Annotated in this window: 26 protein-coding genes, 1 tRNA gene and 1 pseudogene; 16 read left to right on the forward strand and 12 right to left on the reverse strand. The window is 68.5% G+C overall.

The window, feature by feature from the left end; translation table 11 throughout:
- Window positions 1-299: 299 nt before the first annotated feature.
- Entirely contained in the window at window positions 300-992 is a 693-nt protein-coding gene (rplA, locus tag ASG29_RS05055) for a 50S ribosomal protein L1 (RefSeq protein WP_055981199.1), read from the reverse strand.
- 4 nt (window positions 993-996) lie between these two features.
- Window positions 997-1,428: a 50S ribosomal protein L11 gene (gene rplK, locus ASG29_RS05060; protein WP_055981202.1), complete on the reverse strand. Its 432-nt coding sequence runs from the start codon at window positions 1,426-1,428 to the stop codon at window positions 997-999.
- A gap of 216 nt (window positions 1,429-1,644) precedes the next feature.
- Here rplK and ASG29_RS05065 point away from each other — a divergent pair, with 216 nt between their 5' ends.
- Window positions 1,645-2,604, forward strand: coding sequence for a hypothetical protein (locus ASG29_RS05065; protein ID WP_055981205.1), 960 nt, complete (start codon window positions 1,645-1,647; stop codon window positions 2,602-2,604).
- A 1,339-nt stretch (window positions 2,605-3,943) separates the two neighbouring features.
- Here the strand turns inward: ASG29_RS05065 and nusG are convergent.
- From nusG to ASG29_RS05080, 3 genes are all read right to left on the reverse strand, one after another.
- Complete coding sequence (gene nusG / locus ASG29_RS05070) at window positions 3,944-4,480, reverse strand: transcription termination/antitermination protein NusG (RefSeq protein WP_055981208.1); 537 nt, start codon at window positions 4,478-4,480, stop codon at window positions 3,944-3,946.
- A 53-nt stretch (window positions 4,481-4,533) separates the two neighbouring features.
- Window positions 4,534-4,731: a preprotein translocase subunit SecE gene (gene secE, locus ASG29_RS05075; protein ID WP_200932371.1), complete on the reverse strand. Its 198-nt coding sequence runs from the start codon at window positions 4,729-4,731 to the stop codon at window positions 4,534-4,536.
- A 260-nt stretch (window positions 4,732-4,991) separates the two neighbouring features.
- Window positions 4,992-5,222: a hypothetical protein gene (locus tag ASG29_RS05080; protein WP_055981214.1), complete on the reverse strand. Its 231-nt coding sequence runs from the start codon at window positions 5,220-5,222 to the stop codon at window positions 4,992-4,994.
- A gap of 200 nt (window positions 5,223-5,422) precedes the next feature.
- Between ASG29_RS05080 and ASG29_RS05085 the strand changes: the two genes are divergently transcribed.
- A complete protein-coding gene (locus ASG29_RS05085; protein ID WP_321163180.1) occupies window positions 5,423-5,812 on the forward strand; it encodes a hypothetical protein in 390 nt (129 codons plus the stop codon).
- A gap of 11 nt (window positions 5,813-5,823) precedes the next feature.
- Here ASG29_RS05085 and ASG29_RS05090 read toward each other — a convergent pair.
- The 3 genes from ASG29_RS05090 to ASG29_RS05100 all read right to left on the reverse strand — a co-directional run bounded on the left by ASG29_RS05090 (window position 5,824) and on the right by ASG29_RS05100 (window position 10,106).
- Window positions 5,824-5,900: transfer RNA gene (locus tag ASG29_RS05090), tRNA-Trp, on the reverse strand.
- Between the two features lie 33 nt (window positions 5,901-5,933).
- A complete protein-coding gene (locus ASG29_RS05095) occupies window positions 5,934-8,204 on the reverse strand; it encodes a putative bifunctional diguanylate cyclase/phosphodiesterase (RefSeq protein WP_082515760.1) in 2,271 nt (756 codons plus the stop codon).
- A gap of 165 nt (window positions 8,205-8,369) precedes the next feature.
- Entirely contained in the window at window positions 8,370-10,106 is a 1,737-nt protein-coding gene (locus ASG29_RS05100; RefSeq protein WP_055982237.1) for a fatty acyl-AMP ligase, read from the reverse strand.
- Window positions 10,107-10,222: 116 nt separating this feature from the next.
- On the opposite strand from ASG29_RS05100, the gene ASG29_RS05105 reads away from it, so the two are divergent.
- The 5 genes and pseudogenes from ASG29_RS05105 to ASG29_RS17810 all read left to right on the forward strand — a co-directional run.
- Window positions 10,223-10,759: a regulatory protein RecX gene (locus ASG29_RS05105; RefSeq protein WP_055981220.1), complete on the forward strand. Its 537-nt coding sequence runs from the start codon at window positions 10,223-10,225 to the stop codon at window positions 10,757-10,759.
- A gap of 139 nt (window positions 10,760-10,898) precedes the next feature.
- Window positions 10,899-11,405 carry a cold shock domain-containing protein gene (locus ASG29_RS05110; RefSeq protein WP_235532783.1) on the forward strand — a complete coding sequence of 169 codons (507 nt, stop codon included), beginning with the start codon at window positions 10,899-10,901 and terminating at the stop codon, window positions 11,403-11,405.
- Window positions 11,402-11,866, forward strand: coding sequence for a DUF192 domain-containing protein (locus ASG29_RS05115; protein ID WP_055981222.1), 465 nt, complete (start codon window positions 11,402-11,404; stop codon window positions 11,864-11,866). Before ASG29_RS05110 ends, ASG29_RS05115 begins: the two co-directional genes overlap by 4 nt.
- Window positions 11,867-11,907: 41 nt before the next feature.
- On the forward strand, window positions 11,908-12,306 hold the full coding sequence (locus tag ASG29_RS05120) for an NADH:ubiquinone oxidoreductase subunit NDUFA12 (RefSeq protein ID WP_055981224.1): 399 nt from the start codon (window positions 11,908-11,910) through the stop codon (window positions 12,304-12,306).
- Window positions 12,307-12,494: 188 nt separating this feature from the next.
- Window positions 12,495-12,728: pseudogene (locus tag ASG29_RS17810) on the forward strand (DUF2155 domain-containing protein); the annotation flags it as partial.
- Window positions 12,729-12,763: 35 nt separating this feature from the next.
- On the opposite strand, the gene aat reads toward ASG29_RS17810, so the two are convergent.
- From aat to ASG29_RS16990, 4 genes are all read right to left on the reverse strand, one after another.
- Window positions 12,764-13,426 carry a leucyl/phenylalanyl-tRNA--protein transferase gene (aat, locus tag ASG29_RS05125; RefSeq protein ID WP_055982243.1) on the reverse strand — a complete coding sequence of 221 codons (663 nt, stop codon included), beginning with the start codon at window positions 13,424-13,426 and terminating at the stop codon, window positions 12,764-12,766.
- A gap of 160 nt (window positions 13,427-13,586) precedes the next feature.
- Window positions 13,587-13,973 carry a hypothetical protein gene (locus ASG29_RS05130; RefSeq protein WP_055981226.1) on the reverse strand — a complete coding sequence of 129 codons (387 nt, stop codon included), beginning with the start codon at window positions 13,971-13,973 and terminating at the stop codon, window positions 13,587-13,589.
- Window positions 13,974-14,035: 62 nt separating this feature from the next.
- On the reverse strand, window positions 14,036-15,328 hold the full coding sequence (locus tag ASG29_RS05135; RefSeq protein ID WP_235532784.1) for a type VI secretion protein ImpB: 1,293 nt from the start codon (window positions 15,326-15,328) through the stop codon (window positions 14,036-14,038).
- Between the two features lie 199 nt (window positions 15,329-15,527).
- Window positions 15,528-15,665, reverse strand: coding sequence for a type II toxin-antitoxin system VapB family antitoxin (locus tag ASG29_RS16990; RefSeq protein WP_162242939.1), 138 nt, complete (start codon window positions 15,663-15,665; stop codon window positions 15,528-15,530).
- Window positions 15,666-15,753: 88 nt separating this feature from the next.
- Here ASG29_RS16990 and ASG29_RS05140 point away from each other — a divergent pair, with 88 nt between their 5' ends.
- From ASG29_RS05140 to mraY, 9 genes are all read left to right on the forward strand, one after another.
- A complete protein-coding gene (locus tag ASG29_RS05140; RefSeq protein WP_055981232.1) occupies window positions 15,754-16,746 on the forward strand; it encodes a cysteine synthase A in 993 nt (330 codons plus the stop codon).
- A gap of 45 nt (window positions 16,747-16,791) precedes the next feature.
- On the forward strand, window positions 16,792-17,091 hold the full coding sequence (locus ASG29_RS05145) for a hypothetical protein (protein WP_055981235.1): 300 nt from the start codon (window positions 16,792-16,794) through the stop codon (window positions 17,089-17,091).
- Window positions 17,092-17,427: 336 nt separating this feature from the next.
- Window positions 17,428-17,931 carry a division/cell wall cluster transcriptional repressor MraZ gene (locus ASG29_RS05150; RefSeq protein WP_055982246.1) on the forward strand — a complete coding sequence of 168 codons (504 nt, stop codon included), beginning with the start codon at window positions 17,428-17,430 and terminating at the stop codon, window positions 17,929-17,931.
- Complete coding sequence (gene rsmH / locus ASG29_RS05155; RefSeq protein ID WP_055981238.1) at window positions 17,904-18,863, forward strand: 16S rRNA (cytosine(1402)-N(4))-methyltransferase RsmH; 960 nt, start codon at window positions 17,904-17,906, stop codon at window positions 18,861-18,863. Before ASG29_RS05150 ends, rsmH begins: the two co-directional genes overlap by 28 nt.
- A 1-nt stretch (window position 18,864) precedes the next feature.
- The gene (locus ASG29_RS05160; RefSeq protein ID WP_055981241.1) at window positions 18,865-19,539 is read left to right on the forward strand and encodes a hypothetical protein; all 675 of its coding nucleotides are present in this window, start codon (window positions 18,865-18,867) and stop codon (window positions 19,537-19,539) included.
- Window positions 19,536-21,248 (forward strand): peptidoglycan D,D-transpeptidase FtsI family protein, encoded by a 1,713-nt coding sequence (locus ASG29_RS05165; protein ID WP_055981245.1) that lies wholly within the window; start codon window positions 19,536-19,538, stop codon window positions 21,246-21,248. Before ASG29_RS05160 ends, ASG29_RS05165 begins: the two co-directional genes overlap by 4 nt.
- A gap of 13 nt (window positions 21,249-21,261) precedes the next feature.
- A complete protein-coding gene (locus ASG29_RS05170) occupies window positions 21,262-22,677 on the forward strand; it encodes a UDP-N-acetylmuramoyl-L-alanyl-D-glutamate--2,6-diaminopimelate ligase (protein WP_055981248.1) in 1,416 nt (471 codons plus the stop codon).
- Window positions 22,674-24,044 (forward strand): UDP-N-acetylmuramoyl-tripeptide--D-alanyl-D-alanine ligase, encoded by a 1,371-nt coding sequence (locus ASG29_RS05175; RefSeq protein ID WP_055981251.1) that lies wholly within the window; start codon window positions 22,674-22,676, stop codon window positions 24,042-24,044. Before ASG29_RS05170 ends, ASG29_RS05175 begins: the two co-directional genes overlap by 4 nt.
- A complete protein-coding gene (gene mraY, locus ASG29_RS05180; RefSeq protein ID WP_055981254.1) occupies window positions 24,044-25,114 on the forward strand; it encodes a phospho-N-acetylmuramoyl-pentapeptide-transferase in 1,071 nt (356 codons plus the stop codon). Before ASG29_RS05175 ends, mraY begins: the two co-directional genes overlap by 1 nt.
- Window positions 25,115-25,123: the final 9 nt, after the last annotated feature.

A 25,123-nucleotide genomic window follows, 5' to 3' on the forward strand; every position in this document is an offset into this window, starting at 1 on the left:
ATCCACCGCGCCGCATATCCGCCACCATCGATACCGCGTGACCGTGGACCCCAAGGCGACGGGGCCCCCGACCCGTCCGACAGGACCGCTTCGCCAAGCTTCCTCGTGCTCCCGCGAAGGCGGGAGTCCAGACTGGGTCCCCGCCTTCGCGGGGACACGATAGGCGATAGAGCTGGAGAAGATGGGCGCCGCTCAGACCCGGGATTACGCAGCTATGACCGCAAATCTCACCCGCACGCAAAAGGGGCCGGGAAGGTCTCCCCTCCCGGCCCCCGTCGGCGTCTCGCGAGAAGCGACGCTTACGCGCCCGCGACTTCCGCGGTGTCGATCTTGATCCCCGCGCCCATGGTCGAGCTGATCGCGACCTTGCGCACGTACTTGCCCTTCGCGCCCGACGGCTTGGCCTTCACCACCGCATCGACCAGCGCGTCGAAGTTGCGGCGCAGGTCGGCCTGGTCGAAGCTCGCCTTGCCGATGCCCGAATGGATGATGCCGGCCTTCTCGACGCGATATTCGACCTGACCGCCCTTGGCGGCCTTCACGGCCTCCGCGACGTTCATCGTCACCGTGCCCAGCTTCGGGTTCGGCATCAGGCCCTTGGGACCCAGCACCTTGCCCAGCCGTCCGACGACGCCCATCATGTCCGGGGTCGCGATGCAGCGGTCGAAATCGATCTTGCCGCCCTGGATCGTCTCCATCAGGTCCTCGGCACCGACCACGTCCGCACCCGCCGCAAGCGCCTCCTCGGCCTTCGCGCCGCGCGCGAACACGCCGACGCGCACGGTCTTGCCGGTGCCTGCGGGCAGCGTCACGACGCCGCGGACCATCTGGTCCGCATGGCGCGGATCGACGCCCAGGTTCAGCGCGACCTCGATCGTCTCGTCGAACTTGCTCGACGCGCCCGACTTGGCCAGCGCGATCGCCTCATCGACGCCGTGCAGCTTCTCGCGGTCGATCGTGATCGCCTTCTGCTTCTTGCTCGTGAATGCCATGATCTCAGCCCTCCACCACTTCGAGGCCCATCGCGCGGGCGGAACCTTCGATGATCTTGGTCGCGGCCTCGATGTCGTTGGCGTTCAGGTCCTTCATCTTCGCGGTCGCGATCTCGCTCAGCTGCGTGCGCGTGATCTTGCCCGCGGACACCTTGCCCGGCTCCTTCGAGCCCGACTTCAGGTTCACGGCCTTCTTGATGAGGAACGACGCCGGCGGCGTCTTCGTCACGAAGCTGAACGAACGGTCGGCGTAGACGGTGATGACGGTGGGGAGGGGCGATCCCTTCTCCATGTCGCCGGTCTGCGCGTTGAACGCCTTGCAGAATTCCATGATGTTCACGCCGCGCTGACCCAGCGCGGGGCCGATCGGCGGCGACGGATTGGCGGCGCCGGCGGGCACCTGCAACTTGATATAGCCGGTAATCTTCTTCGCCATGAGGCAGCCTCACTCACTCTGTTTCAAGTTTAGCGGTTCGAGCAGGCGCACGATGCGCCCTCCCGCGGGGTTTCCATCCGTAAAGCTGGAAGGTGGCGCGCGTAGCCGAGTGTGTGTCCGAAAGCAACCGTGCGATCGACCGGTTCATCGCCCGGCGGAACAAAAAAAGAACGGTAGCCCCTTGAAAATCACCCACCCGCCGCAGACCTCCCCCCGATGCCCGCGCCCGCCGGTCCCCGCCCGCTCACCCGCGTCCAGGCGCTGGAGAATCGCGCCTTCCTCGCCGCGCTGCGCGCCACCGGGAATGCGCACGCCGCCGCACGCGCCACCGGGATCGGCCGCGCGAAGATGCTCAAGCGGCGCGCCGCGCACCCCGCCTTCGCCACCGCCTGGGACGCCGCGCTCGCGGTCGCGCAGGCGCGGCTCGCCGATCCGGCCGCGTCCCCGGTGCGGGAGGCGCCCCGCCTCGTCCGCCTGAAATCCGGCAAGGTGCAATTGCGCGCGCATCGCCCCGGCCGCCTGACCCGCGCCGCGGAACAGGCGTTCCTGTCGGCACTGTCCGCCAGCGCCAACGTCCGCCTGTCGGCACGCGCCGCGGGCTTCAGCCACGCCGCCTTCTACGCCCGCGCCCGCGAGCATGACGGGTTCGCGCGGGAGATGCGGCTGGCGATCCAGCGGGGCTACGAACGTCTCGAACTCGCCCTCCTCGACAGCACGCTGGCGGAGGCGCACGCCGATGACGACTGGCGCCACAACGATGCCCCCGCGATGCCGCCGATGACCCCGGATCAGGCGCTCCAGCTGCTCCACCTGCATCATCGCACCGCGGAACTATGGGGCTATCTCCACCACGAACGCCGCCTGCCGTACGAGACGAGCGAGGAGATGCAGCAACGCGTGGCCACGGTCTGGCGCGCCAAGCAACGCCGCTTCCGCGAGGACGATGCGATCGCGGCGGCGGCGACGCTTGCAGGAGGGCGCACGCGCTTCGAACCGCCGCCCCCGGTGCTCCCCGATCTGGCGCAGGTGGCGGCGGCGATGGATCGGGAGCCTGCGCGGGATGATACGGAAGGGGAGGCGGGCGACGAAGCACCGGTGGCCACCGCGAACGGTCGCGTGCGGCGCAGGCATCCGGGCAAGGCGCTGTTCGGGGGCTGGCGGGTGGGAAATACTTAGACGATGGTAGTTGGCGCGTAGGTACCAAGCTGTCTGCGAACAATCCCTTTACGCACCCAAAGACCCAGCATAGGATTAATCTCGTCACGCGGGATCGGCAGGGAGAAGGAAAGAAATGAAATTATTTTTATACCTAACCGCCTCTTTTATCGGGGTTTTCGAACCCAGCGCCGGACACGGATATCTTCCTGATAATCAAACGATCCTATCGAAATTATGGGACGGATCTTCGCAAGACAGTAAAATGCAGGGGGTCGAATCGACTATGAGGTCCCCTGCGGCTCTCCGCAATCGGTTTCTGAATGATAGTTCGGAGAATAACCTTCTCGAAAATTCGGTAGCTAATCAGATTGTGATAGACTTCAATAGACTGTCAAAGCCGGGTTCAGCAAAGGCTTCAATATTATGCAAATCTGAAATATGCCAAATAATAATAAGAAAGGATGGACCAACAGACAAATTCTATGAGGAAGTTAATAAGCAGAACGCAAGTATAGTTAGTATCATATCCGATGTAAGCGAAAAAGAAAATGTGCGAGGGACTGTAGCATTCTCGGATATGTCAAATCAGAAAGACGGATACGTAATTATCGCCTATTTGTGGAAGTAGGATATCGAGTGGAGGAATAGATGCTATATCGAAAAAACTGTTGGGTATTTTTATCGTCGTAATGCAGATGATGTCGGCGGCTCCATCGAACGCGCAACAGGTTTGTGGGAACTGCACTAGGGTGGTTCCTAACGGAAATTCTTGTTCATATGGCGGCTCAGGATCGCTAGCCTATAGAATATGTATTACAGAAGTAATTAGAGGAGTATCTGGATGTTTCTTGTCAGGAGCCGTCTGTACGAGAATTTCTTATAAGGATGAGAATGGCGTAGAGCGCGTTGCTAATGAGGAATGCGCCATTGACGTGAACCAAAATACAAATTGAAGTTCAGCTATACTGTAACAGGCGAACAACCAGATTTGATGAAAATATAGTAAGTGCTGCTAACGCCTGCTGGTGGTCGCGCGGATGAAAACACTTGAGTGGTATTGTCTGATGGGGTTGCGTGATGGCCTGTGAATAGTCTTGCCGACGCAAGTGATTGTCCACGCAGAACGTCCTCACGACGGACAGCGAAGTCGGGTCAGGGCGCTGGCCCCGAACTGGTTGCGGAATAATAATTGAATCGGGCACACGCGGGCAAACCACGCGTTCAAGGACGGGCTGGTCGTCTGCCTGGCGCTGCGGATCACCCGACGGCGCTTATGCGCGCCGCATCGTGCAATAGCTGGCGCAAGTTCCTCGCGCCGGTCGCGGCGGGCGGCTCGCCGCCCGCGCTGCGCCCGCCCTTACTTGCTGCGCTCGACCTGCTCAAATTCCAGCTCGACCGGCGTCGCGCGCCCGAAGATCGATACCGACACCTTCACGCGCGACTTGTCGAAGTCCAGTTCCTCGACCGTGCCGTTGAAGCTGGCGAACGGGCCTTCCAGCACCTTCACCGCATCGCCGATCTCGTAGTCGACCTTGACCTTCTGCTTCGGCGCCGCGGCTGTTTCTTCCTTGCTGTTCAGCATCCGCGCCGCCTCGGCCTCGCTGATCGGCTGCGGCTTGCCGAACGAACCCAGGAAGCCCGTCACCTTGGGCGTGTTGCGCACCAGATGGTAGACGTCGTCGTTCATGTTCAGCTTCGCCAGGACGTAGCCCGGCATGAACTTGCGCTCGACCGCGATCTTCTTGCCGCGGCGCGCCTCGGTCACGGTCTCGGTCGGAACCTCGATCTGCTCGACCAGCTGTTCCAGCCCCATGCGGGTGGCCTCGGCCATGATCGAATCGCGGACCTTGCCCTCGAACCCGGAATAGGCGTGGATGATGTACCAGCGCGCCATGACGTATCTTCCCGTAAAATCGCGTTCAGTCGGACAAGCGTTGCAGGATCGGCTTACTGCGCCAGGCTCAGCAGGCCCTTCACGATCGCGTTGAACAGCGAGTCCACCGCGAGGAAGAACAGGGCCAGCACCGTGGTCATGATGACGACCATCACGCCGGTCATCATCGTTTCGCGCCCGGTCGGCCATACGACCTTCGCGGTCTCGGCGCGGACCTGGCGGATGAATTCGGTCGGGGACGTCTTGGCCACGATGGTCTCAGCCTCTTGCAACAACATGTCCCGCACATGGGTCCGCCACCCCTCCGGTCGGAACCGAGAGGCGTGGGGGCCGTCCGTGCTGTCGGATGGCGTCCGCATCTAGCGACTGCGCAGGCGGGAGGCAAGGGCGGGCAGACGGGCCGATGGACGGGGCGGGCGGACAGGGGCGGGCGGACAGGGCCGCCGCCACGAAAAAGGGGTCGCGCGCCCGTGGACGCGCGACCCCCGATCGCGTCAAGCGTCGATACGGATCAGTTGCTGTCCGAATCTTCGCTGTCGTTGACGATCGCGATCACGCCGATGGCGGCTATGCCGGCCAGGATGATCGCGCCGAAGATGCCGGCGCCGGCCAGCTCGTTGTTCTTCGAGGTTGCCGTCGCGGCGCGCGACTTGGCGACCGAGAGGCTGGCGGCCGGGTTGGCAGCAAGCGCCGGCGAGGCCATCAGGGTGAGGGCAGCGGCCCCGGCGAGAAACGAACGCATGCATTGTCCTTTCGTAGTCGCGCCGCAACGCGGCGTCGGTGTCGAACGCGCGAACAGAAAAAACGCTCCCCAGCAGGGCAACAGATCAACCGCTCGATGACGGACCCTAGCGATTACCGCATCGCAGCGCCACCATTTGTGACAGAAGAAAATTTCGATCGCGATCGAACTGTGTCCAAAATATCGAAGATGAGGCGACGATGATGAAGTTCCTTCCAATCCTGGCCGCGGTCGCCGCCAGTGCCGCGACAGCACCCGCCGCCGCGCAGATATCCGTCGAGGGCGCGGGCGCGCGTGCCGACGGACGCTGGGGCGGAGAGATCGGCGTCGGCTACGGCATCGGCGCCGCGGGCTTCCGCCTCACCCCCGTCGTGGGCGCCTTCGTCGCGGACGGCGACACGCGCGTCGTGGGGAAAGTGGAGGCGACCTATGCCGTTCCGTTGCTGGCGACGATCGGCGGCGGCGTGCGCGTCGGCGAGGGGGATGCCACGCCCTACGCGACCGTCGCGCTCCCGCTGCTGCCGCTGGTCAGCGTGAAGGGGAATGTCGGCGACGGCTATTATACGCTGGGGCTGAAGCTAAGCCTCTAGCGACGGACGGATGGCAGGAGTGGAGGGATTCGAACCCACGACCCTCGGTTTTGGAGACCGATGCTCTAACCAGCTGAGCTACACTCCTACACGCCCCCTGTTACCGCGCAATTTTATGTCGTCAAGCCGCTCGCGACGCATCGGCGCGACGTTCGACCAGCGCGCGGGCCTCCGCGACGGGCAGGGGACGCCCGAAGTAATAGCCCTGGATCCGGGTGCAGCCGAGGCCACGGATCGTCTCCAGTTCGCGTTCCGTCTCCACGCCCTCCGCGGTCGTGGCCATGCCGAGGCTGTTCGCCAGCGCGACGACGGCGCGGATGATCGCGACGGGCTCCGGTACGCCTTGCGCGGCGGCGGCGACGAAGCTGCGGTCGATCTTGATCGTGGAGAAGCGGGTGCGCGCCAGATAGCCGAGGCTGGAATAACCGGTTCCGAAATCGTCGAGGCTCAGCTTGACGCCCAGGTCGAGGATACGTTCGAGCACCCGCACCGCGCCGGTCCCCTCGCGCAGGAACACGCTTTCGGTCACTTCCAGTTCCAGTCGATGCGCCGCCAGGCCGGTCTGCGCCAGTGCGGACGCCACGGTCGCGGCGAATTGGGGGCTGTGCAATTGTTCGGGCGATACGTTCACCGCGACCGACAGGTCGCCGGACCAGCCCGCGGCCTCCGCGCAGGCGCTGCGCACCACCCATTCGCCGATGGGTCCGATCAGCCGCGTCTCCTCCGCGATCGGCACGAACTTGGCGGGGGGGATGTTGCCCAGCGTCGGATGCTCCCACCGCAACAGCGCCTCGAAACCGCGCAGGGCGCCATCGGCGGCGGCGACGACAGGCTGGTATTGCAGCCGCAGTTCGCCGTTCTGCAACGCCTTGCGCAGGGCCATCTCCAGCACGCGGCGTTCCTCCGCCGCGACGTGCAACTGCGGTTCGTAGGCGTGGAAGACGCCGCCGCCGCGATCCTTGGACCGATACAGCGCCAGGTCCGCCGACCGCACCAGCGTCTCGGCCGTGCTGCCGTCGCGTGGCGACGTGGCGACGCCGACGGAAGCGCCGATGTACAACGTATGCTCGTCCAGATCATAGGGTTGCGACAGCGCGTCGATGATCGCGCGTGCCAGCCGCTCGACCCGTTCGCCGTCGCGCGCGTCGCGCACCACGACCGCGAATTCGTCGCCGCCGAGGCGCCCGACGATATCGCCGTCGGTGGTCAGCCGCGCCAGGCGCTCCGATACCCGCCCCAGCAACCGGTCGCCCACGGGATGGCCCAGCGTGTCGTTCACCACCTTGAAGCGATCCAGGTCGATCATCATGAAGGCGCAGCGGGACTGCCAGTGCGTCGCCTCCTCCAGCGCCCGGGTCAGCGCCTCGTTCACCGACAGGCGGTTCGGCAGCCCCGTGAGCGGATCGAACCGCGCCATCCGGGCGATCTTGTCGGCGGTGAGGCGTTGTTCGGTCACGTCGGAACCGACGCCGCGGAACCCCGCGAACTGGCCCGTGCCGTCGAAACGCGGGCTGGCCGCGATCGACCACCACCGCTCCTTCCCCCCGATCCCGACGGGAAGCACCAGGTCGCGGAAGCTCTGCCGCGCACGCATCTTTTCGGACAGGTCGCGCAGGGCGGGGGACACGTCGCCGCTTTCCCATGTCGATCCCGCGAGGACCTGGAGGAACGGCGTGCCGTCGATCGCGCCCGGTTCGACGCCGCAGGCGATCGCGAAGCGCGGCGACGCCTTCACGATGCGCCGTGCCGCATCGGTTTCCCACAGCCAGTCGGCGCCGGCGTCGCCGAACTCGCGCAACAGCATCGACACGGTCTCGTCACGGTCCGCCAGCGTCAGTTCCGACCCGCGCAGGTCGACGAGGCCGCGTGCGCGGCCGATCGCGATCAGGATCAGCAAAGCGGCGAACAGCGTCACCGCCGCCGCCGCGATATAATTGCCGGTGAACGCCAGCGGCAGCGCGACGGCGGCGGCGATCCCGCCGATGAACAGGCCGACCGCCAGGACCAGCGGCGCCATCGCCACCGCAGCCGCGGTCATCAGCACGGACAGGACCATCCACAGCCCGAGGGCGGTCGCGGCGTCGGCGTCCGGCCCCAGCATCAGCGGCGCGACGCTCCATGCCAGGCCCAGCGCCAGCCCCTCGGGCCAGGTCCGGCGCAGGTCGGCGACGGAGGCGTAGCCGTCGGGCGAATCGGGCGTGCGCAGGCGCCGCACGGTCACCGCCACCGCGATCGCGGCGATCGCGCCGACGTGGCCCCACAATTGCCAGGCCGGGATCACCGCGCCGAACATCGTCACGATGATGGCCGCACTGACCAGATTGGCGGCCAGGAGGAACAACACCATCTGCCGTCCGGCGTGCAGCTGGGCCGCGCGGATCCGCCCCCACATCGCCGCATCGTCGCCGTCGCGAAGTCCGATCAGTGCACGCAGGGGCAACGCCCGGTCATGGGCGGGATGCGGCGATTTGGGGGCAGGAGAGACGCTCACGCCTGCCACGATAGGCTGACCGAGGTTGATTAATCGTTTCCGCACGGCGACTTGCCGTGCGTGGCGTCAGGCAGCCAGGTCGTAGGGCTTTATCTCGCCGGACAGATACAGGTTGCGTGCCTTCGCCCGCGACAGCTTGCCCGAGCTGGTGCGCGGGAGGGTTCGGGGGGGGATGAGTTCCACCACGCAGTTCATGCCGGTGACGGAACGCACGCGTTCCCTGATCTCGTCGCGCAGGCGGACGCGTTCGTCCTCGTCCGAGCTGCGGCATTGCACCAGCACCGCGGGCGTCTCCTCCCCACCGGGGGTCGTGATGGCGAAGGCGGCGATGTCACCCGCCTTGAAGCCGGGCAGCTGCTCGACCGCCCATTCGATGTCCTGCGGCCAGTGGTTGCGGCCGTTGACGATAATCATGTCCTTCGCGCGGCCGACGATGAAGATGTAGCCGTCCGACATGTACCCCATGTCGCCCGTGTCCAGCCAACCGTCCTTCATGCAGGCCGCGGTCGCCGCGTCGTCGCGGAAATAGCCCAGCATCACGCTGGGACCGCGGCACCACACCTTCCCGATCGCGCCGTCGGGCAGGGGCGTGCCGTCTTCCTCGCGCACCTGGATTTCCATGTCGCGCACGGGCTTCCCGCAATTCACGATCGCGCGGAACCGCTGCGGCCGGTCGCCCACGGCGTGCCCGCCCGACAGGTCCGTCTCCTCGACCAGTTCGACGCGGATGCCCTCGCCCAGCGGCATCAGCGACACCGCCAGCGTCGATTCGGCCAGGCCGTAGCTGGGCAGGAAGGCCGTCGCCTGGAACCCTGCGTCGGCGAAGGCGTCGACGAACGCCTGCATGACGTCGGGACGGATCATGTCCGCCCCGTTGCCCGCCACGCGCCAGCGCGACAGGTCGAAACGGTCGGACGCCTTCGTCTGGCTCGAAATCCGGCGGGCACAGATGTCGTAGCCGAAAGTGGGAGAATAACTGAGCGTCGTACCCGGGTTGCGGCTGATGAGATCGAGCCACGACAGCGGGCGCCGCGCGAAATCCTCCGTCTTCATATAGTCGGTCGACACCTGGTTCGCGACCGGGGACAGGAAGCAGCCGACCAGCCCCATGTCGTGATACCACGGCAGCCACGAGACGCAGCGGTCGGTGTCCGCGATCTGCATGCCGTGCGAGTGCGCCGCCAGATTGGACAGGAGCGCGCGGTGCGTGATCGCCACGCCGTGCGGGAAGCGCGTCGAACCGCTGGAATATTGCAGGTAGCAGACGTCGTCCGCGGTCGCGGCGGGCAAGGCGGCGGCGACCGCCGGGCGCGCCAGGAAATCTTCCCACGCGATGCCCTCCACCCCGGCGGCGTCCGCCGCGGCGCCCGCCATCGCGGCGATCTCCTGCGGGTATACGAGCACCTTCGGATCGCAGCTGGCCAATTGGACGCGCAACTGGTCGATGTACGATTCGCGACCGCCGAACGACGTCGGCAACGGCAGCGGGACGGGCCACGCGCCCGCCAGTACCGCGCCGAAGAACAGTTGCGCGAATTCCGCCCCCGTCTCCGCCACCAGCGCGACACGATCACCGCTAATCACGCCGGCGGCGGCGAAGCGATGCGCCGCGGCCACGGCGTCGTCGCGCAGTTCGGCGAACGAATATCCGCGCACCAGCGTCGCGCGGGCGTCGTGGAAGTTCAGCCCGCGGTTCCCCTTCGCGGCATAGTCCAGCGCCTCGCCCAGCGTCGCGAAGTCGCTGAACCGCCGCGGCAGCGTGTCGGCCGTCGGGGTCGGCAGCATGGCGGTTTCATTCGTCATCAACATCGCAAACCCTGTCGCGCGGAACCTCCGCAACCCGAACGGCCGGATGCGCGCAGGCGCAGGCATCCAAAATCGAATGACAAAATCCACGGTCAGTGTGGCACAAACATGGCGTGACCCGTCGTGACCGCCCGCCGCCGCCGCCGCCGCCGCCCCTGGATGCCGTCGCGCTCGATCGGCTGGCGTTGCGGTACGTGGAGCGTTTCGCCACCACGCGCGGGAAACTGGCGGATTATCTGTATCGCAAGGTCCGGGAACGGGGTTGGGCGGGCGACCGACCGGCCGATCCGGCGGCGGTGGCGGACCGGATGGCGGCGCTCGGCTACGTCGACGATCGCGGATATGCGGTGATGAAGGGCGCCGCCCTGGGTCGGCGGGGATATGGCGCGCGCCGGGTGGCCGATGTCCTGCGCGTCGCGGGCGTCACGCCGGACGACGCGGGGCCGGCGCTGCACGACGCGCGCGAGGAGGCGTGGGGGCGCGCGCTGGAACTGGCGCGGCGCAAGCGGATCGGCGCCTTCGCGGCCGAACCCGCCGACGCGCGCCTGCGGGCACGCCAGCTGGCGCAGATGCTGCGCGCGGGTCACGACCTGTCCATCGCCCGGCGCCTGATCGACGCGGCGCCGGGGGAGGTCCCCGAAATCGAATGAGGGCGGCTTGTGCCCCGTGGTTAATTCAGTATGCGTCGCGGACAGGGGACGACGCGACGTGCGAGACGAAACATCCGCACCCGCCGGCGATCGCGATGCCTTAGCCGGCCGGGATACTGACGCAACGGCCCCCGGGACCGTGGCGCTGTCGGGCGTGCTCAAATGGTTCGACGCGACGCGCGGGTTCGGCTTCATGGTCGCCGACCCGATCGACGACGGTCCGGAGATCGGCGATGTCCTGATCCATTTCAGCGTCCTCCAGTCGTTCGGGCGGCGCGCATTGCCGGAAGGATCGCGGATCGAGGCGCTGGCGGTGCAGGGCGCGCGCGGCTGGCAGGCGACGCAGATCGTCGCGGTCGACACCAGCGGCGCGGTCGAGACCGTGCGCGAACGCGACCGCGAACGCGTCGATCCCGCCGCGACCGACGGGGCAGGCGACTGGGAGGATGTGGCGGTGAAGTGGTTCAACCGCCTGAAGGGCTACGGCTTCCTCGTGTCGACGACGCGCGACGGCGACATCTTCGTCCATATGGAGACGATGCGCCGCGCGGGCATCGAGGATATCGTACCCGACCAGCCGCTGCGCGCGCGCATCGTGCCGGGGCGCAAGGGGCCGCTGGCGGTGACCGTGGCGGTGCCCGAATGATCCGGCGGCTGGCGCTCGCGGCACTTCTGCTGGCGGCCCCGTCCGCGTGCAAGGCGCCCGATGCAGCATCCAGCACCGCGTCCGCGACCATACCCCTGACGATCGAGAGTGGGGGAACGCGCCATGCCTTCCGCGTGGAGTTGGCGAAGACGCCGGCGCAGCAGCAGCGCGGCCTGATGTTCCGCCCGCCGCTGGCGGACGATGCGGGCATGCTGTTCTTCCCCTACCCCGCCGATGGCGGGCCGCCGCGGGAGGCGAGCTTCTGGATGAAGGACACGCCCAGTCCGCTCGACATCGTGTTCATCCGCGCGGACCGCACGATCGCCGCGATCGGGGCGGACACGATCCCCTTTTCCGAAATTCCCGTCACCAGCGGCGAACCGGTCGCGGCGGTGCTGGAACTGCGCGCGGGGCGTGCGGCCGAATTGGGATTGCGGGAAGGCGATAAGGTCGGCTGGTAGCGGTTGAAGCCGCGCCCGCCGCGGGGTAGGGCGTCCGCACGATGGGCATCAACCTCAACCCCTTCACCTGGTGGACCGGCGCAAGCTGGGGCACGATCCTCTACGGCCTGCGCGGGATGAGCCGCGTCGGCGAGGATGCGGTCGGCAACACCTATTGGCAGGGCGGCAGCGACACCGCGGGGCGTCCGCGCCGCTACGTCATCTACGTCGGCGCCAACGATGCCAGCCGCGTGCCCGCGGAATGGTTCGGCTGGCTGCATCACCAGCACGATCAGGTTCCCGACGACCGCGCCCTGCCCCCCGTCCGGGCGTGGCAGAAGCCCGCGGTACCGAACATGACCGGCACCGCGCTCGCCTATCGTCCCGCGGGGGCGCTGGAGAAGGGCGGCCGTCGCGCCGCCGCGACCGGCGATTACGAGGCCTGGGACCCGGAAGCGTGAGACGCGCGCTCGCGATCGGCGGGCTGATCGTGGTGGCGGGCGCGGGGCTGGCGTGGACCGGCGTCACGCTGCTGGGTAATGACGGTGGCGCGCGACGCGTTTCGACCGCGGTGCCGCCGCCTGCCGACGACGGTGCGGTCGCGGAGGAGGCGACCGAAGGCGATCCCGTCGATGCCGGCGCCACCCCGATGGCACAGCGCGTGGCCGTGCTGGGATTGCTGAACAAGCGCAACGGCGTCAGCCGCGACGTGACGCTGCGTCCGGGCCAGGCGATCCGCGTCGGCGACGTCGTCATCCGCCTTCGCGCGTGCGAGCGTACCGCGCCGTGGGAGAACGAGCAGCTGACCGGCGCCTTCGTCCAGCTGGACGTGCGCAGCGCGGATCAGGTGTGGCGACGGACCTTCTCGGGCTGGCTGTACAAGGAGCGGCCCGCGTACAACGTGGTCCTGCACCCCGTCTACGACGTGTGGACCAGGAGTTGCGCGACGACCTTTCCGGGCACCGCGCCCGCCGCATCGGGGACCCCCAGCGCATCGAGCGCGCGGAAATCGCCGCCGGCCGCCACGCCCGAACGTCCCTCCGCCGGGCCGTCGCCGGTAGAGGCGGACACCGCCGCGCCGAGCAACGCCATGTAATCGGCACGGCTGATCTCCTCCGCGCCCAGCGACGCGAGGTGATCGGTCATGAACTGGCAGTCCAGCAGCGTGAACCCGCCGACGCGCAGCCGCGCCACAAGCGACGCGATCGCGACCTTCGACGCGTCGGTCGCGCGGCTGACCATGCTTTCGCCGAAGAAGGCGCGACCGATCGACAGGCCGTAGAGACCGCCCACCAGCCGGTCGTCGTCCCAGCATTCGATCGAATGCGCGCGGCCCATGGCGTGGAGGCGGCGGAAGGCCTGTTCGATCGAACGGTTGATCCACGTGTCGGGGCGATCGGCGGCGGATTCGGCGCAGAGCGCGATGACGGCGCCGAAGGCGCGATCCGCGGTGACGCGGAAGCGATCGGCGCGGAGCGTCCGGCGCAACGAACGCGACAGATGGAAGCGGTCGAGCGGCAGGATCGCGCGGCGTCGCGGCTCGACCCAATAGATATCGTCCGCGTCGCGGGCGTCCGCCATCGGAAAGACGCCGACCGAATAGGCGCTCAGCAGCAGCGCGGGGTCTAGCGGCTCCGCGGCCGTTCCGGTCACGGCAGCGGCACAAATGGAACGCGCGCCGCGGACGGACCGCGACGCGCGAGAAAAGACATGTCCACCGCGCCGGTCGCGGCGGCGGGGATCAGGCGTGGCAGGACAGGTTGCCCTTGCCCGGAACCTTGATCTCGACCGAATCGGTGTTGCCGGTCATCGACCAGCCGCCCTCCGCGGTCAGCGGCTTTCCGGCCTCTGCCCCCTTCAACGTCGTGGGGGTGCCGTCCTTTTCGGTGCGGATGACGGCCTGCTTGTCGCCCTGGAAGAAGGTGACGTAGGCAAGGCTGCCGTCCTTGCACCGCATGGTCTTGTCCGCCTTGATCGCGGGGGGCAGTTCGACCGGGGCGGCATTGGCCAGGGTCGAGGCCATGGGATCGGGGTTGGTGTCGATCACCTGCGGCTGATCGGGCTGCGAATTGCAACCGGCGAGCAGGAGGAACGCGGTGACGGCGAAGGGGAGGGGAAGCTTGGTCATAGCGACCGTCCGCTTCGCCCAACCTCCGTCGAGCGTCAAGGCGACATGTCGCATTGCGGCGGTCACTCGTGGAATTCGTGCGCTTCCGGGATGCGCCCGAATGCGATCTTCGTTCCCACCCGATCCAGCCGCCCGCCGTTCAACGGCCCGACCGACACGGCATTGCGCCCGAAGCGCCGGTTGATCGCGTCCATCGCGCGGCTCAGCGCCAGTCCGCGGGTTTCGCGCGCCAGCGGATCGTCGGGATCGAGGTGCGCGAACAGCGACCCCTGTTCACCGGCCACCGCCTCGATCTCCGCCAGGGTCACGCCGATCATGCGGCAGCCGAGCCGGTGCGACCGGCCCTCCGCCGCCAACCGGGGGAACAGCGTTTCCAGCCGGTCGAGGACGACGAAGCTGTCCTGCGTCGCGGGCAGTTTCACCGACGTGCGCCACGTCGACTTGTCGTCCTCGAACCGCGCGTGGAGGACCAGCAGGCGCGCGCGATACCCCTTGCGCCGCAGCCGGCTGGCGGCCTTCAACGCCAGCCGGCGGGCGGTCAGCCTGACCGGCGCATAGCCGCGCTTGTTCGGGCTCAGGACGTGGCTGTGGCCGATCGTCCGGCTCTGCGTCCCCTTTTCGGGCAGGTCGACGCCGTGGAGGAGATACCACAACCGGTCGCCGTTGGTGCCGCCCCACGCGTCGCCCGCGTCGCGCGGCCGCCTCGCCAGCAACTGCCGGATGTCGTTGACGCCGTCGCGCGCCAGCCGCCGCTCCATCTTCGCGCCGATGCCCGAAATGTCGCGCAGGCGAAGGCCGTACAACGCGTGCGGCAGGTCGGGTTCCTCGAACACCACCAGCCCGTCGGGCTTCTGCATGTCGGACGCCAGCTTCGCCAGCAGGCGATTGGGCGCAATCCCGACCGACGAGGTCAGGCAGGCGCCGACCCGCGCGCGAATGCCCGCCTTGATGCGCTTCGCGAGCGCCACCGCGGAATCGCGGTCGTTTTCATTGTCCAGCAGCCTGCACGCGACCTCGTCGATCGAGCAGACCTTCGTCACGGGGATGTGCCGTTCGATCTCGGCCACGATCGCGTCGTGGAACGCGACATAGCGTTCGTGCCGTGCGGGCGTGACGATAAGGTCGCGGCAGAGGCGCCTTGCCTCCCACACCGGCGTGCCCGTGGAGATGCCGAACCGCTTCGCCTCTACCGACGCGGCGATGGCGACGGTGGTGTCGGAGCCGACCGGGGCGACGATGACGGGCCGTCCGCGCAGGGCGGGCTGCACCTGTTGCTCCACGCTGGCGAAATAGCTGTTCAGGTCGAGGAACAGCCAGCGCAGCGGGCGCGGGGGCAGGGCGGGCGACTCGACCATGTCCGCGAACATAGCATGAACATTGTCGGATCGCGCGGGTGATGTGCGTGTGGATGAAGCCGTCGCCCTTGCCCAGCAATGGCTCGCCGGTGTCCTTGGCCAGCGCGGAGGCGAAGCAGTCGTAGACGGTCAGTCGGGCGGGGTGGGCGATAGGCCCGCCGCGCGATGTCTGCCTGCGCGGATGGTGACCGGGACGAGTTCAAGCATCGTCGCGTTCCTCCGACGCCTGCTGGAGCCCGGCGCGGATCGTTTCGGTCACGTTATTTCCGCTGCGTTCTGCCAGGGCGCGCGCCAGACGGACGGTGTCGGGATCCTTGATGTTCGGCTGCACGCCCATTTCCACCTCCGTCGCCTGACAGCCACACTTGCGCTCGACAAAGCGCGCATCGCTTGCCGCCGCGCCGCGCCCGCCGCATCTAGGCCACATGACATCCGCCCCCCCGCTCGTCGCCGATACGCTCGCCCTCATCGGCAATACCCCGCTGGTCCGGCTGAAGGGGCCGAGCGACGCGACCGGGTGCGACATCTTCGGCAAGTGCGAATTCGCCAATCCCGGCGCCAGCATCAAGGATCGCGCCGCGCTGTTCATCGTCGAGGATGCGGAGGCGCGCGGCGCGCTGACGGCGGGCGGGACGATCGTCGAGGGAACGGCGGGGAACACCGGCATCGGCCTGGCGCTGGTCGCGAACGCCAAGGGCTATCGCACGATCATCGTCATGCCCGACACGCAGTCGAAGGAGAAGATGGATACGTTGCGCGCACTGGGCGCCGAGCTGGTGACGGTGCCCGCCGCGCCCTATTCGTCCGCCGCGCATTTCGTCCACACATCGCGTCGCATCGCGGAGGAGACGCCGGGTGCGGTATGGGCGAACCAGTTCGACAATATCGCCAATCGCCGCGCGCATATCCTCGGCACCGCGGAAGAGATCTGGTCGCAGATGGACGGCCGCATCGACGGCTTCGTCTGCGCCGCGGGCACCGGGGGCACGATCGCCGGCGTCGGCATGGGCCTGAAGGCGAAGGACGACGCGGTGACCATCGCACTGGCCGATCCGCACGGGGCGGCGCTGTACGAATATTACGCGCACGGCGAGCTGAAGGCGGAGGGATCGTCGGTCGCCGAAGGGATCGGGCAGGGGCGCATCACCGCCAACCTGGACGGCGCGCCGATCGACACGCAGTTCCGCATCGGCGATCAGGAAGGCCTGGACTGGACCGACCGGCTTCTGTCCGAAGAGGGGCTGTGCCTGGGCCTGTCGTCGGGCATCAACGTCGCGGGCGCCGTCCGACTGGCGCGAGAATTGGGGCCGGGGAAGCGTATCGCCACGATCCTGTGCGACACGGGCTTCCGCTATCTGTCGACGCTGTACGATCCCGCCTGGCTGGCGTCGAAGGGCCTCGTCCGGCCGCCCCGCTGACGCGAATCGACACATGCGCGGCGAGCGGGTAGAGCCGTACGACGAATGACAGTGCTCCCGCCCGATCGATCCCATGCCGAACAGGTGCGCCAGCGCGCGCGCGTCGGCCTTGTCGGCCTCGCCGCCGTCGTCCTGCTGATCGGGCTGGCGAGCGCGATCCTGGCCACCGTGAACCGCGAACAGCCCGTCACCGCCGCGGGCGCCGCGCGTCCGGACGTCGTCGCCAACATGGCGGATGCCCCGGTGGCATCGGTTGCCGGGAGCGAGCCGCTGGTCGAGATGGGGGTCGCCCCCGCGACCGGCAACGCGGCGGCGCCCGCGACGCAGGCCACGCCCGCGCAGTGAAGCATCACCGGGCGCGTCGGGGAAATCCGGGGAAGCGCTCCAAATCCTCGCGCAATCGCCAAATGTTCTTTATATGTTCCGTGACGTCGTGCGGTGGTTTTCCGGCGCAGGCGGGCATTCGTGTCGATTGCGACCAAAGGCTTTCGGCATGACGAAGAAAATTCGAGCTTGATCCCCGACTTTCCCCGATCCTCCCTTTTCTTCCCCCGATCTCCCTGATACACCTTTGTCTACGACATTGGGGGCAGGACCAGCGTTGTCTGAAGACCGACACATCCGCGGCCGGCGATGGCCGTTCGCGGGGCGCGGAATCCTGTGTCCGGTTGCGAGGTGGGCGTGGCAGACAGGGTGGACTATCAGGGAAAGGGATTGGGGCTCGTCGACCCGTCGAAGGGTCGCGTCGCCATCCCGAACACCCTGCGCGCCAACCTGGCCCAGAACGCCCCGCGCGAGGACGGCAAGGATGGCGGGACCGTCATCGTCGCGCCGCACCCCACCTATCGCTGCCTGATCGCCTACGATCCCGGCTTCGTGCCGCTGTGGAAGGCGAAGCTGGAGACGATCAACGTCGCGCAGATGGCCGCCTCCGGCCGTAACGACTGGAACATCCTCGACCGCGCCGGCGGCGCCGAGCCGCTACCCTTCGACGGGTCGGGCCGTTTCATCCTGCCGGCGTTCGAGCGCAAATATGCGCGGATCGACGATGCGGCCTATTTCCACGGATCGTTCGACTGGATGATGATCTGGTCCCCGCGCGTCCTGATGGAGACCGCCGAGGTCGACGCCTTCATCAAGGAGGCATGCGCCTTCGCATGCGAGGAAAAGGGGATCGTGCTGTGAGCGTTTCCCCGCACGTCCCCGTCCTGCTGGCCGAAGTCGTCGCCGCGCTCGCCCCCGCCCCCGGCGAGCGCCATGTCGACGCGACCTTCGGCGCGGGCGGCTACACCCGTGCGATCCTGGCGACGGGTGCCGCGGTCGTGGCGTTCGACCGCGACCCCGACGCGCTGGCCGAGGGTGCCGCGCTGGCGGAGGCCGAGCCGAACCTGACGCTGGTCGCGTCCGATTTCTCGCGCCTTGACCGCGAACTCGATGCGCGCGACCTGGCCCCGGTCGACGGCGTGACGATGGACATCGGCGTGTCCTCGATGCAGCTCGACCGGGCGGAGCGCGGCTTCTCCTTCCAGTCCGACGGCCCACTGGACATGCGGATGAGCCGGGAGGGCGAATCGGCCGCGGACTTCCTGAACAACGCGGAGGAGTCGGCGATCGCCGACGTCCTGTATCAGTACGGCGACGAACCGAAATCGCGCCGCGTCGCGCGCGCGGTCGTGGCCGCGCGACCGCTGGAGACGACCGCGCAATTCGCCGCGGTCGTGCGCAGGGCGCTGGGCCATCGCCCGCACGAGAAGAAGGATCCGGCGACCCGCGCGTTCCAGGCGGTCCGCATCCACGTGAACCGCGAGCTGGAGGAGCTGGAGCAGGGCCTCGCCGCGGCGGAGCGCGTGCTGAAGCCCGGCGGGCGGCTGGCCATCGTGACGTTCCACAGTCTGGAGGACCGGATGGTCAAGCGCTTCCTGCGCGACCGTTCGGGCGGCGCTCCCGCCGGATCGCGCCACGCGCCGGTCGCGGCGGCGATGCAGGCGCCCAGTTTCGAGATCACCGCCCGCGCCGTCCGCGCGGGCGAGGCCGAGGTCGCCGCGAATCCGCGCGCCCGTTCAGCAACACTTCGAGTCGCGCGGCGTACCGCGGCGGCACCCTGGCAGGAGGCGTAACATGGCGGCGATGTATCGGTTGAAGGGGATCGGGTGGCTGGGCAGCTGTGCCTTCGCGGCCATCGGCTTCTACCTCGTCTCGTCGCAGGTGGCGGCGGAGCGCAAGAAGCTGGAGCAGATCGACCGCCAGATCGTGTCCGCCGAGCGTGATATCCGCGCGCTGGAGACCGAATTCGACGTGCGCGCCAATCTGGCGCAGCTGGAGCGCTGGAACGGCGACACGCTGGCGCTGACCGTGCCGGTAGCGGCGCAGTTCGTCTCCGACGAGGGCGCGCTTGCCGCGCTGTCGCCGCGTCCGACGGCGATCATGCCCGGCCAGCCCGAGCTGCGCACCGCCGCGCTGATCGTGCCCGCCGCCCCCGTCGCGCCCGTCCTGACCCCGGCATCGGTCGCCGCCGCGCCTGCCGTCCATTCTGCCCCCGCCGCCACCCCGCCCGCCGCTTCGACCGCCGTGTCGACCGTTGCCATCGCCGCCGCGGCGCCGCTGCCCCGGATGGTGAAGGTCGCCGCGGTCCGGATGGCGATGAAGGTGACGGCGCAGCCCGCGTCCGCGACCGGGAACGAGCGCCCTCGCGCCATCCGCGCGGTGGCGATGCTCGACAAGTCGCTGCTGTCCGACACCACGCTGGGCGACCTGCTGAGCGGCGCGCGCAGCGAACGCGGCCGCCTGCGTTGACGACGCTGGCCGCCCGGCCGATCCGCGGCGCGCGCGGACAGGACCAGCGTCAAGCGTTGCTGGCGACGCAGCACCTGCGCCTGATGGTGCTGATGCTGCTGTTCGCCGCAGCGGTGACGGTGGTCGTCGGGCGGCTGGCGTTGCTGGGCGTGCTGGAGGGCGGGGGCGCGGATCGCGCGCGCGCGCTGACCGCGGCGCGCGGCGACATCGTCGATCGCAACGGCGCGCCGCTGGCGCGCACGATCGACGCGTGGACGATCGGCGTCCATCCGGACAAATTGATCGGCGATCCCGCCACGATCGCGCAGAAACTGGCCGACCTGATGCCCGACAAGGGCGATCAGGCGGCGTTCTACGCGCAGATCACCAAGCCGGTCAGCTTCACCTATCTCAATCGCCGCGCCAGCCCCGCGCTGGTCGAGGCGGTGAACGCGATCGGCGAGCCGGGTATCGTGTTCGAGCGCGAAACGCAGCGGCTGTACCCGCAATCATCGCTCGCCGCGCATGCGCTGGGCTTCATCAGCAACGGGCACGGGCAGAGCGGGATCGAGCGCGCGCTGGACGACCGGCTGACGAACCCCGCGACATCGGGCACCCCCGTCGCGCTGTCGATCGACGCGCGCGTGCAGGCGGCGATGGAGAGCGAGCTGGGCGGCGCGATGGCCGCGATGCAGGCGCGCGCGGGCGCGGGCATCGTGCTGGACGTGCGGACGGGCGAAATCGTGTCGATGGCGTCGCTGCCGCTGTTCAACCCCAATCGCGTCGGCATGGCGGGCACGGAACAGCTGCGCAATTCGGTGACGCAGTCGGTGTACGAGCTGGGATCCGCGTTCAAGCCGATCACGATGGCGGTCGCGATCGATTCGGGTGTCGTCACCGACATGAGCCGCCGCTTCGACGCCACCGCGCCGTTGCAGGTGGGGCGGTTCCGGATCAAGGACGACCATTCGCAGAACCGCTGGCTGAACATCCCGGAAACGCTGATCCATTCGTCGAACGTCGCCACCGCGCGGATCGCCGACCTGGTCGGGCGCGCGCGGCTGGAGGCGATGTTCCGTAAGCTGGGCTTCGATACCAAGCCCGACATCGAACTGCGCGAGAAGGGCGGCCCGCTGTGGCCCAAATTCTGGGCGCGCACGACGACGATGACGACCGCGTACGGCCACGGTATCGCGGTGACGCCGCTGCACCTCGCCAACGCCTATGCCGCGCTGGTCAACGGCGGTGTCTGGCGCCCGTCGACGCTTCTGAAGGTGGAGCCGGGCCATGTGCCGCAGGGCCGCCGCGTCATCAGCGAGGCGACCAGCTATCGCATGCGGCAATTGCTGCGCCTGATCGTGCTGGACGGCACCGGGCGCAAGGCGGAGGCGCCGGGCTATCGCGTCGGCGGCAAGACCGGCACGGCCGAGGCCGCGTCGGGCGGCGGTTACGACCGCAACCGCAACGTGTCGACGTTCGCGGCGGCTTTCCCGATGGACGCACCGCGCTATGTGGTGCTGGTGATGATGGACTCGCCCAAGCGCGTCGCGGCGAACTCGTTCCAGACGACCGCGGCCTACACCGCGGCGCCGGTGGTCAGCCGCGTGATCGCGCGGACCGGCGCGATGCTGGGCGTGATGCCCGACGATCGCCGCGATATCGACACGAACCAGCTGGGGAATCTGGTCTGGCGCGCGCCGGGAGAGCAGCACGGGGCCGACGCGGAATGAGCGTGGTGGCGGCATGAGGCTCTCCGCCCTCGTCCCCGGTGCCCCGGACGCGCCCGTCACCGGCTTCGCGATCGACCATCGCAAGGTCGCCCCCGGCACGATCTTCGGCGCGTTCGAGGGCGCGCGCGTGAATGGCGAGGATTTCATCGCCGCCGCGATCGACAGCGGTGCGGCTGCGATCGTCGCGCGGCCGGAGGCGCGGGTCGAGGGCGGGTTCCACATCGCCTCGCCCGAACCGCGCGCCGCCTTCGCCGCGCTGGCCGCGCGCTATTTCGCGCCCTTTCCGGCAACCTGCGTCGCGGTGACGGGGACGAACGGAAAGACCTCCACGGTCGAGATGACGCGCCAACTCTGGCGCATGGCGGGCGCGCATGCCGCCTCGATCGGGACGCTGGGCGTCACCACCGCGGACGACCGGACGACGACCGGGCTGACCACGCCCGACGTCGTGACCTTCCTGTCCAACGTCGGCGGCCTCGCGCGCGAAGGCGTCACGCATCTGGCGTTCGAGGCGTCGAGCCACGGCCTGACGCAATATCGCACCGAAGGGCTGCACGTCGCCGCCGCCGCCTTCACGAACCTCAGCCGGGATCATCTCGACTATCACGGCGACATGGCCGCGTACTTCACCGCGAAGCTGCGCCTGTTCGCCGAGGTTCTGGCGGCGGACGGTACCGCGGTCGTCTGGGCCGACGATCCGCAGTCCGAACGCGTCATCGACCTGGCGCGGGAGCGCGGCAACCGCATCCTGACCGTCGGGGAGCACGGCGACGACCTGCGGCTGGTCGAGCGGCATCCGACGTTGCTGGGGCAGGGCCTCGTCATCCGCGCGGGCGATATGGATCACAAGGTGACGCTGCCGCTCATCGGCGCCTACCAGGCGGCCAACGCGCTCGTGTCCGCCGGGCTCGTCATCGCGACGGGCGGCGACGTCGCCGCGACGATCGCGGGACTGGCGCGGCTCCAGCCCGTCCGCGGCCGGCTGGAGCGCGCCGCCATCGCCGCATCGGGCGCGCCGGTCTATGTCGATTATGCGCATACGCCCGATGCCCTGGAGGCCGCGACCGCCGCTCTGCGCCCGCATGTGGAGGGGCGGCTGATCCTCGTCTTCGGCGCCGGCGGCGACCGCGACGTGGGCAAGCGCGAGCCCATGGGTGAGGCGGCGGCGCGGACCGCGGACATCGTCATCGTCACCGACGACAATCCGCGCAGCGAGGACCCGGCCGCGATCCGTCGCGACGTGCTGAAAGGCGCGCCGGACGCGCAGGAGATCGGCGACCGGCGCTCCGCGATCGCTGCCGCGATCCGCATGGCGCAGGCGGGCGACATCGTGCTGATCGCGGGCAAGGGCCACGAACAGGGGCAGATCGTCGGCGACCTCGTCCTGCCGTTCGACGACGTGGCCGTCGCGCGCGAGGTGGCGGCGTGACCCTCTGGACCGCCGCCGGGATCGCCGCCGCCACGAATGGCACCGCCAGCACCGACTTCGCCGCCACCGGCGTCGCGTTCGACAGCCGGGAAGTGGGGCCGGGCGACCTGTTCGTCGCGCTGACGGGCGAGAGCACCGACGGCCACCGCTTCCTCGACCAGGCGTTCGCGCAAGGGGCGGCGGGGGCGCTGGTATCGCGCGAGACGGCGCATCCGGCGGTACGCGTCGACGATACCTTCGTCGCGCTGGAGGATCTGGCGCGTGCGTCGCGCGCGCGCACCGCGGCGAAGGTGATCGGCGTCACCGGCTCGGTCGGCAAGACCTCCACGAAGGAGGCGCTGTTCGCCGCGCTCGACCGGTCGCCGGCGAAGGCCGCGCATCGGTCGGTCAAGAGCTACAACAACCACACCGGCGTCCCGCTCAGCCTGGCGCGGATGCCCGCGGCGACCGACTATGCGGTGTTCGAGATGGGGATGAACCACCCCGGCGAGCTGTTGCACCTGACGACGCTCGTCCGCCCGCACGTGGCGCTGGTGACCACGATCGCGCTCGCGCATGCCGAATTCTTTCCCGACGAGGTCGCGATCGCGGATGCGAAGGGGGAGATATTCCGCGGCCTCGAACCCGGCGGCATCGCGATCGTGCCGTTCGACAGCCCGCATTGCGCGCGATTGACCGCGGCGGCACGGCCCCATGCGGGGCGGATCGTGACCTTCGGGCTTGATCGCGGCGCGGACGTCCATCCGCTGGAATGGATCGCGGCGCCATCGGGCGGCACCTTCCTCACCGCGCGCGTGCGCGATCGGGAATTGAGCCTGACGATCGCACAGCCGGGCGACCATTGGGTCGCGAACGCACTGGCGGTGCTGGCCGCGGTGGATGCGGTCGGCGGCGATCTGGGGCTCGCCGGCCTGGCGCTGGGCGAGATGGGCGGGCTGGCGGGCAGGGGCGCCCGGCGGAGCGTGCGCGCCCGGAACGGCGCCGCGACCGTGATCGACGAAAGCTACAATGCCAACCCCGCATCGATGCGCGCGACGCTGGCCGTATTGGCGCGCGAACCGGGACGCCACGTCGCGATCCTGGGCGAGATGCGCGAACTGGGGGAGCGCGGGCCGGGCTGGCACGCCGAACTGGCCGAACCGATCCTGGCCGCGCGCGTCGAAGCGGCGGTCCTCGTCGGCGAAGCGATGACGCCGCTTGCTGAAGCGCTTGAGGGGAAGGTCGATTTCGTCCATGTGCCCGATGCCGCGACCGCGCTGGACCATGCCCTCGGGCTGATCGCGCCGGGGGATGCGGTACTCGTCAAGGGATCGAACGGGGTGGGCCTGTCGGCGGTTGTCGCAGGGCTCGCGGGGGGCGCAGGCTAGTGCTGTACTGGATCGCCGAACAGCTGGGGTTTCCCGGCGCGCTCAACCTCATCCGCTACCTGTCCTTCCGGTCGGGCGGCGCGGTGGCGACCGCGCTGGTCATCGGCCTGCTGATCGGGCCGAAGTTCATCGGCTGGCTGCGCGTGCGGCAGGGCAAGGGGCAGCCGATCCGCGCCGACGGGCCGCAGACCCACCTCGCCAAGCGCGGCACGCCGACGATGGGCGGGTTGATGATCCTGACCAGCCTGTCGATCTCGATCCTGCTCTGGATGGACCTGTCGAACCCGTACGTCTGGGCATGCCTGTGCGTGACGCTGGGGTTCGGCGCGATCGGCTTCCTGGACGATTACGACAAGGTCAGAAAGGCGAGCACCGCAGGCGTCCCGGGGCGGGTGCGGCTGTTGCTGGAATTCGTGATCGCGGGCGTCGCGGCGGCGATCATCATGCAGGAGAATGGCGCGCACCTGTACCTGCCGTTCACCAACCGCTATTTCATCGACCTGGGTTACGCCTATCCGCTGTTCGCGGCGTTCGTGATCGTCAGCTTCGGTAACGCCGTGAACCTGACCGACGGGCTGGACGGGCTGGCGACGATGCCGGTCATCATCGCCTCGGTCGCGTTCATGATTATCGCGTACCTCGCGGGCAACGTGAAGTTCGCCGACTATCTCGGCATTCCGCACGTGCCGCGGGCGGGCGACCTGGCGATCTTCTGCGGCGCGGTGGTGGGCGCGGGGCTGGCGTTCCTGTGGTATAACGCCCCGCCCGCCGCGGTATTCATGGGCGACACGGGCAGTCTGGCGCTCGGCGGCGCGCTGGGGACCATCGCGGTGGTGGCGCATCACGAGATCGTGCTGGCCATCATCGGCGGCCTGTTCGTGGTGGAGGCGATGAGCGTCATCATCCAGGTGTTCTGGTACAAGCGGACGGGCAAGCGCGTCTTCCGCATGGCGCCGATCCACCATCATTTCGAGCAGCTGGGCTGGAGCGAGCCGACCGTGGTGATCCGTTTCTGGATCATCAGCCTGGTGCTGGCGCTGGCGGGCCTGTCGACGTTGAAGTTGCGGTGATGCGGACGT

This window comes from Sphingomonas sp. Leaf412 (genome assembly GCF_001425405.1).
Lineage (GTDB): Bacteria > Pseudomonadota > Alphaproteobacteria > Sphingomonadales > Sphingomonadaceae > Sphingomonas.

Excerpts from the sequence above, each read along its gene's own strand:
- ASG29_RS05080 (WP_055981214.1), bottom strand. The coding sequence starts at position 5,222 with ATGCGTTCGTTTCTCGCCGGGGCCGCTGCCCTCACCCTGATGGCCTCG.
- nusG (WP_055981208.1), bottom strand. The coding sequence starts at position 4,480 with ATGGCGCGCTGGTACATCATCCACGCCTATTCCGGGTTCGAGGGCAAG.
- ASG29_RS05140 (WP_055981232.1), top strand. The coding sequence starts at position 15,754 with ATGACATCCGCCCCCCCGCTCGTCGCCGATACGCTCGCCCTCATCGGC.
- ASG29_RS16990 (WP_162242939.1), bottom strand. The coding sequence starts at position 15,665 with ATGGGCGTGCAGCCGAACATCAAGGATCCCGACACCGTCCGTCTGGCG.
- rsmH (WP_055981238.1), top strand. The coding sequence starts at position 17,904 with ATGCGAGGAAAAGGGGATCGTGCTGTGAGCGTTTCCCCGCACGTCCCC.
- rplK (WP_055981202.1), bottom strand. The coding sequence starts at position 1,428 with ATGGCGAAGAAGATTACCGGCTATATCAAGTTGCAGGTGCCCGCCGGC.
- rplA (WP_055981199.1), bottom strand. The coding sequence starts at position 992 with ATGGCATTCACGAGCAAGAAGCAGAAGGCGATCACGATCGACCGCGAG.
- aat (WP_055982243.1), bottom strand. The coding sequence starts at position 13,426 with ATGGCGGACGCCCGCGACGCGGACGATATCTATTGGGTCGAGCCGCGA.
- ASG29_RS05145 (WP_055981235.1), top strand. The coding sequence starts at position 16,792 with ATGACAGTGCTCCCGCCCGATCGATCCCATGCCGAACAGGTGCGCCAG.
- ASG29_RS05160 (WP_055981241.1), top strand. The coding sequence starts at position 18,865 with ATGGCGGCGATGTATCGGTTGAAGGGGATCGGGTGGCTGGGCAGCTGT.
- ASG29_RS05085 (WP_321163180.1), top strand. The coding sequence starts at position 5,423 with ATGATGAAGTTCCTTCCAATCCTGGCCGCGGTCGCCGCCAGTGCCGCG.
- ASG29_RS05095 (WP_082515760.1), bottom strand. The coding sequence starts at position 8,204 with ATGTGGGGGCGGATCCGCGCGGCCCAGCTGCACGCCGGACGGCAGATG.
- ASG29_RS05170 (WP_055981248.1), top strand. The coding sequence starts at position 21,262 with ATGAGGCTCTCCGCCCTCGTCCCCGGTGCCCCGGACGCGCCCGTCACC.
- ASG29_RS05065 (WP_055981205.1), top strand. The coding sequence starts at position 1,645 with ATGCCCGCGCCCGCCGGTCCCCGCCCGCTCACCCGCGTCCAGGCGCTG.
- ASG29_RS05130 (WP_055981226.1), bottom strand. The coding sequence starts at position 13,973 with ATGACCAAGCTTCCCCTCCCCTTCGCCGTCACCGCGTTCCTCCTGCTC.
- ASG29_RS05115 (WP_055981222.1), top strand. The coding sequence starts at position 11,402 with ATGATCCGGCGGCTGGCGCTCGCGGCACTTCTGCTGGCGGCCCCGTCC.
- ASG29_RS05100 (WP_055982237.1), bottom strand. The coding sequence starts at position 10,106 with ATGACGAATGAAACCGCCATGCTGCCGACCCCGACGGCCGACACGCTG.
- ASG29_RS05120 (WP_055981224.1), top strand. The coding sequence starts at position 11,908 with ATGGGCATCAACCTCAACCCCTTCACCTGGTGGACCGGCGCAAGCTGG.
- ASG29_RS05135 (WP_235532784.1), bottom strand. The coding sequence starts at position 15,328 with ATGGTCGAGTCGCCCGCCCTGCCCCCGCGCCCGCTGCGCTGGCTGTTC.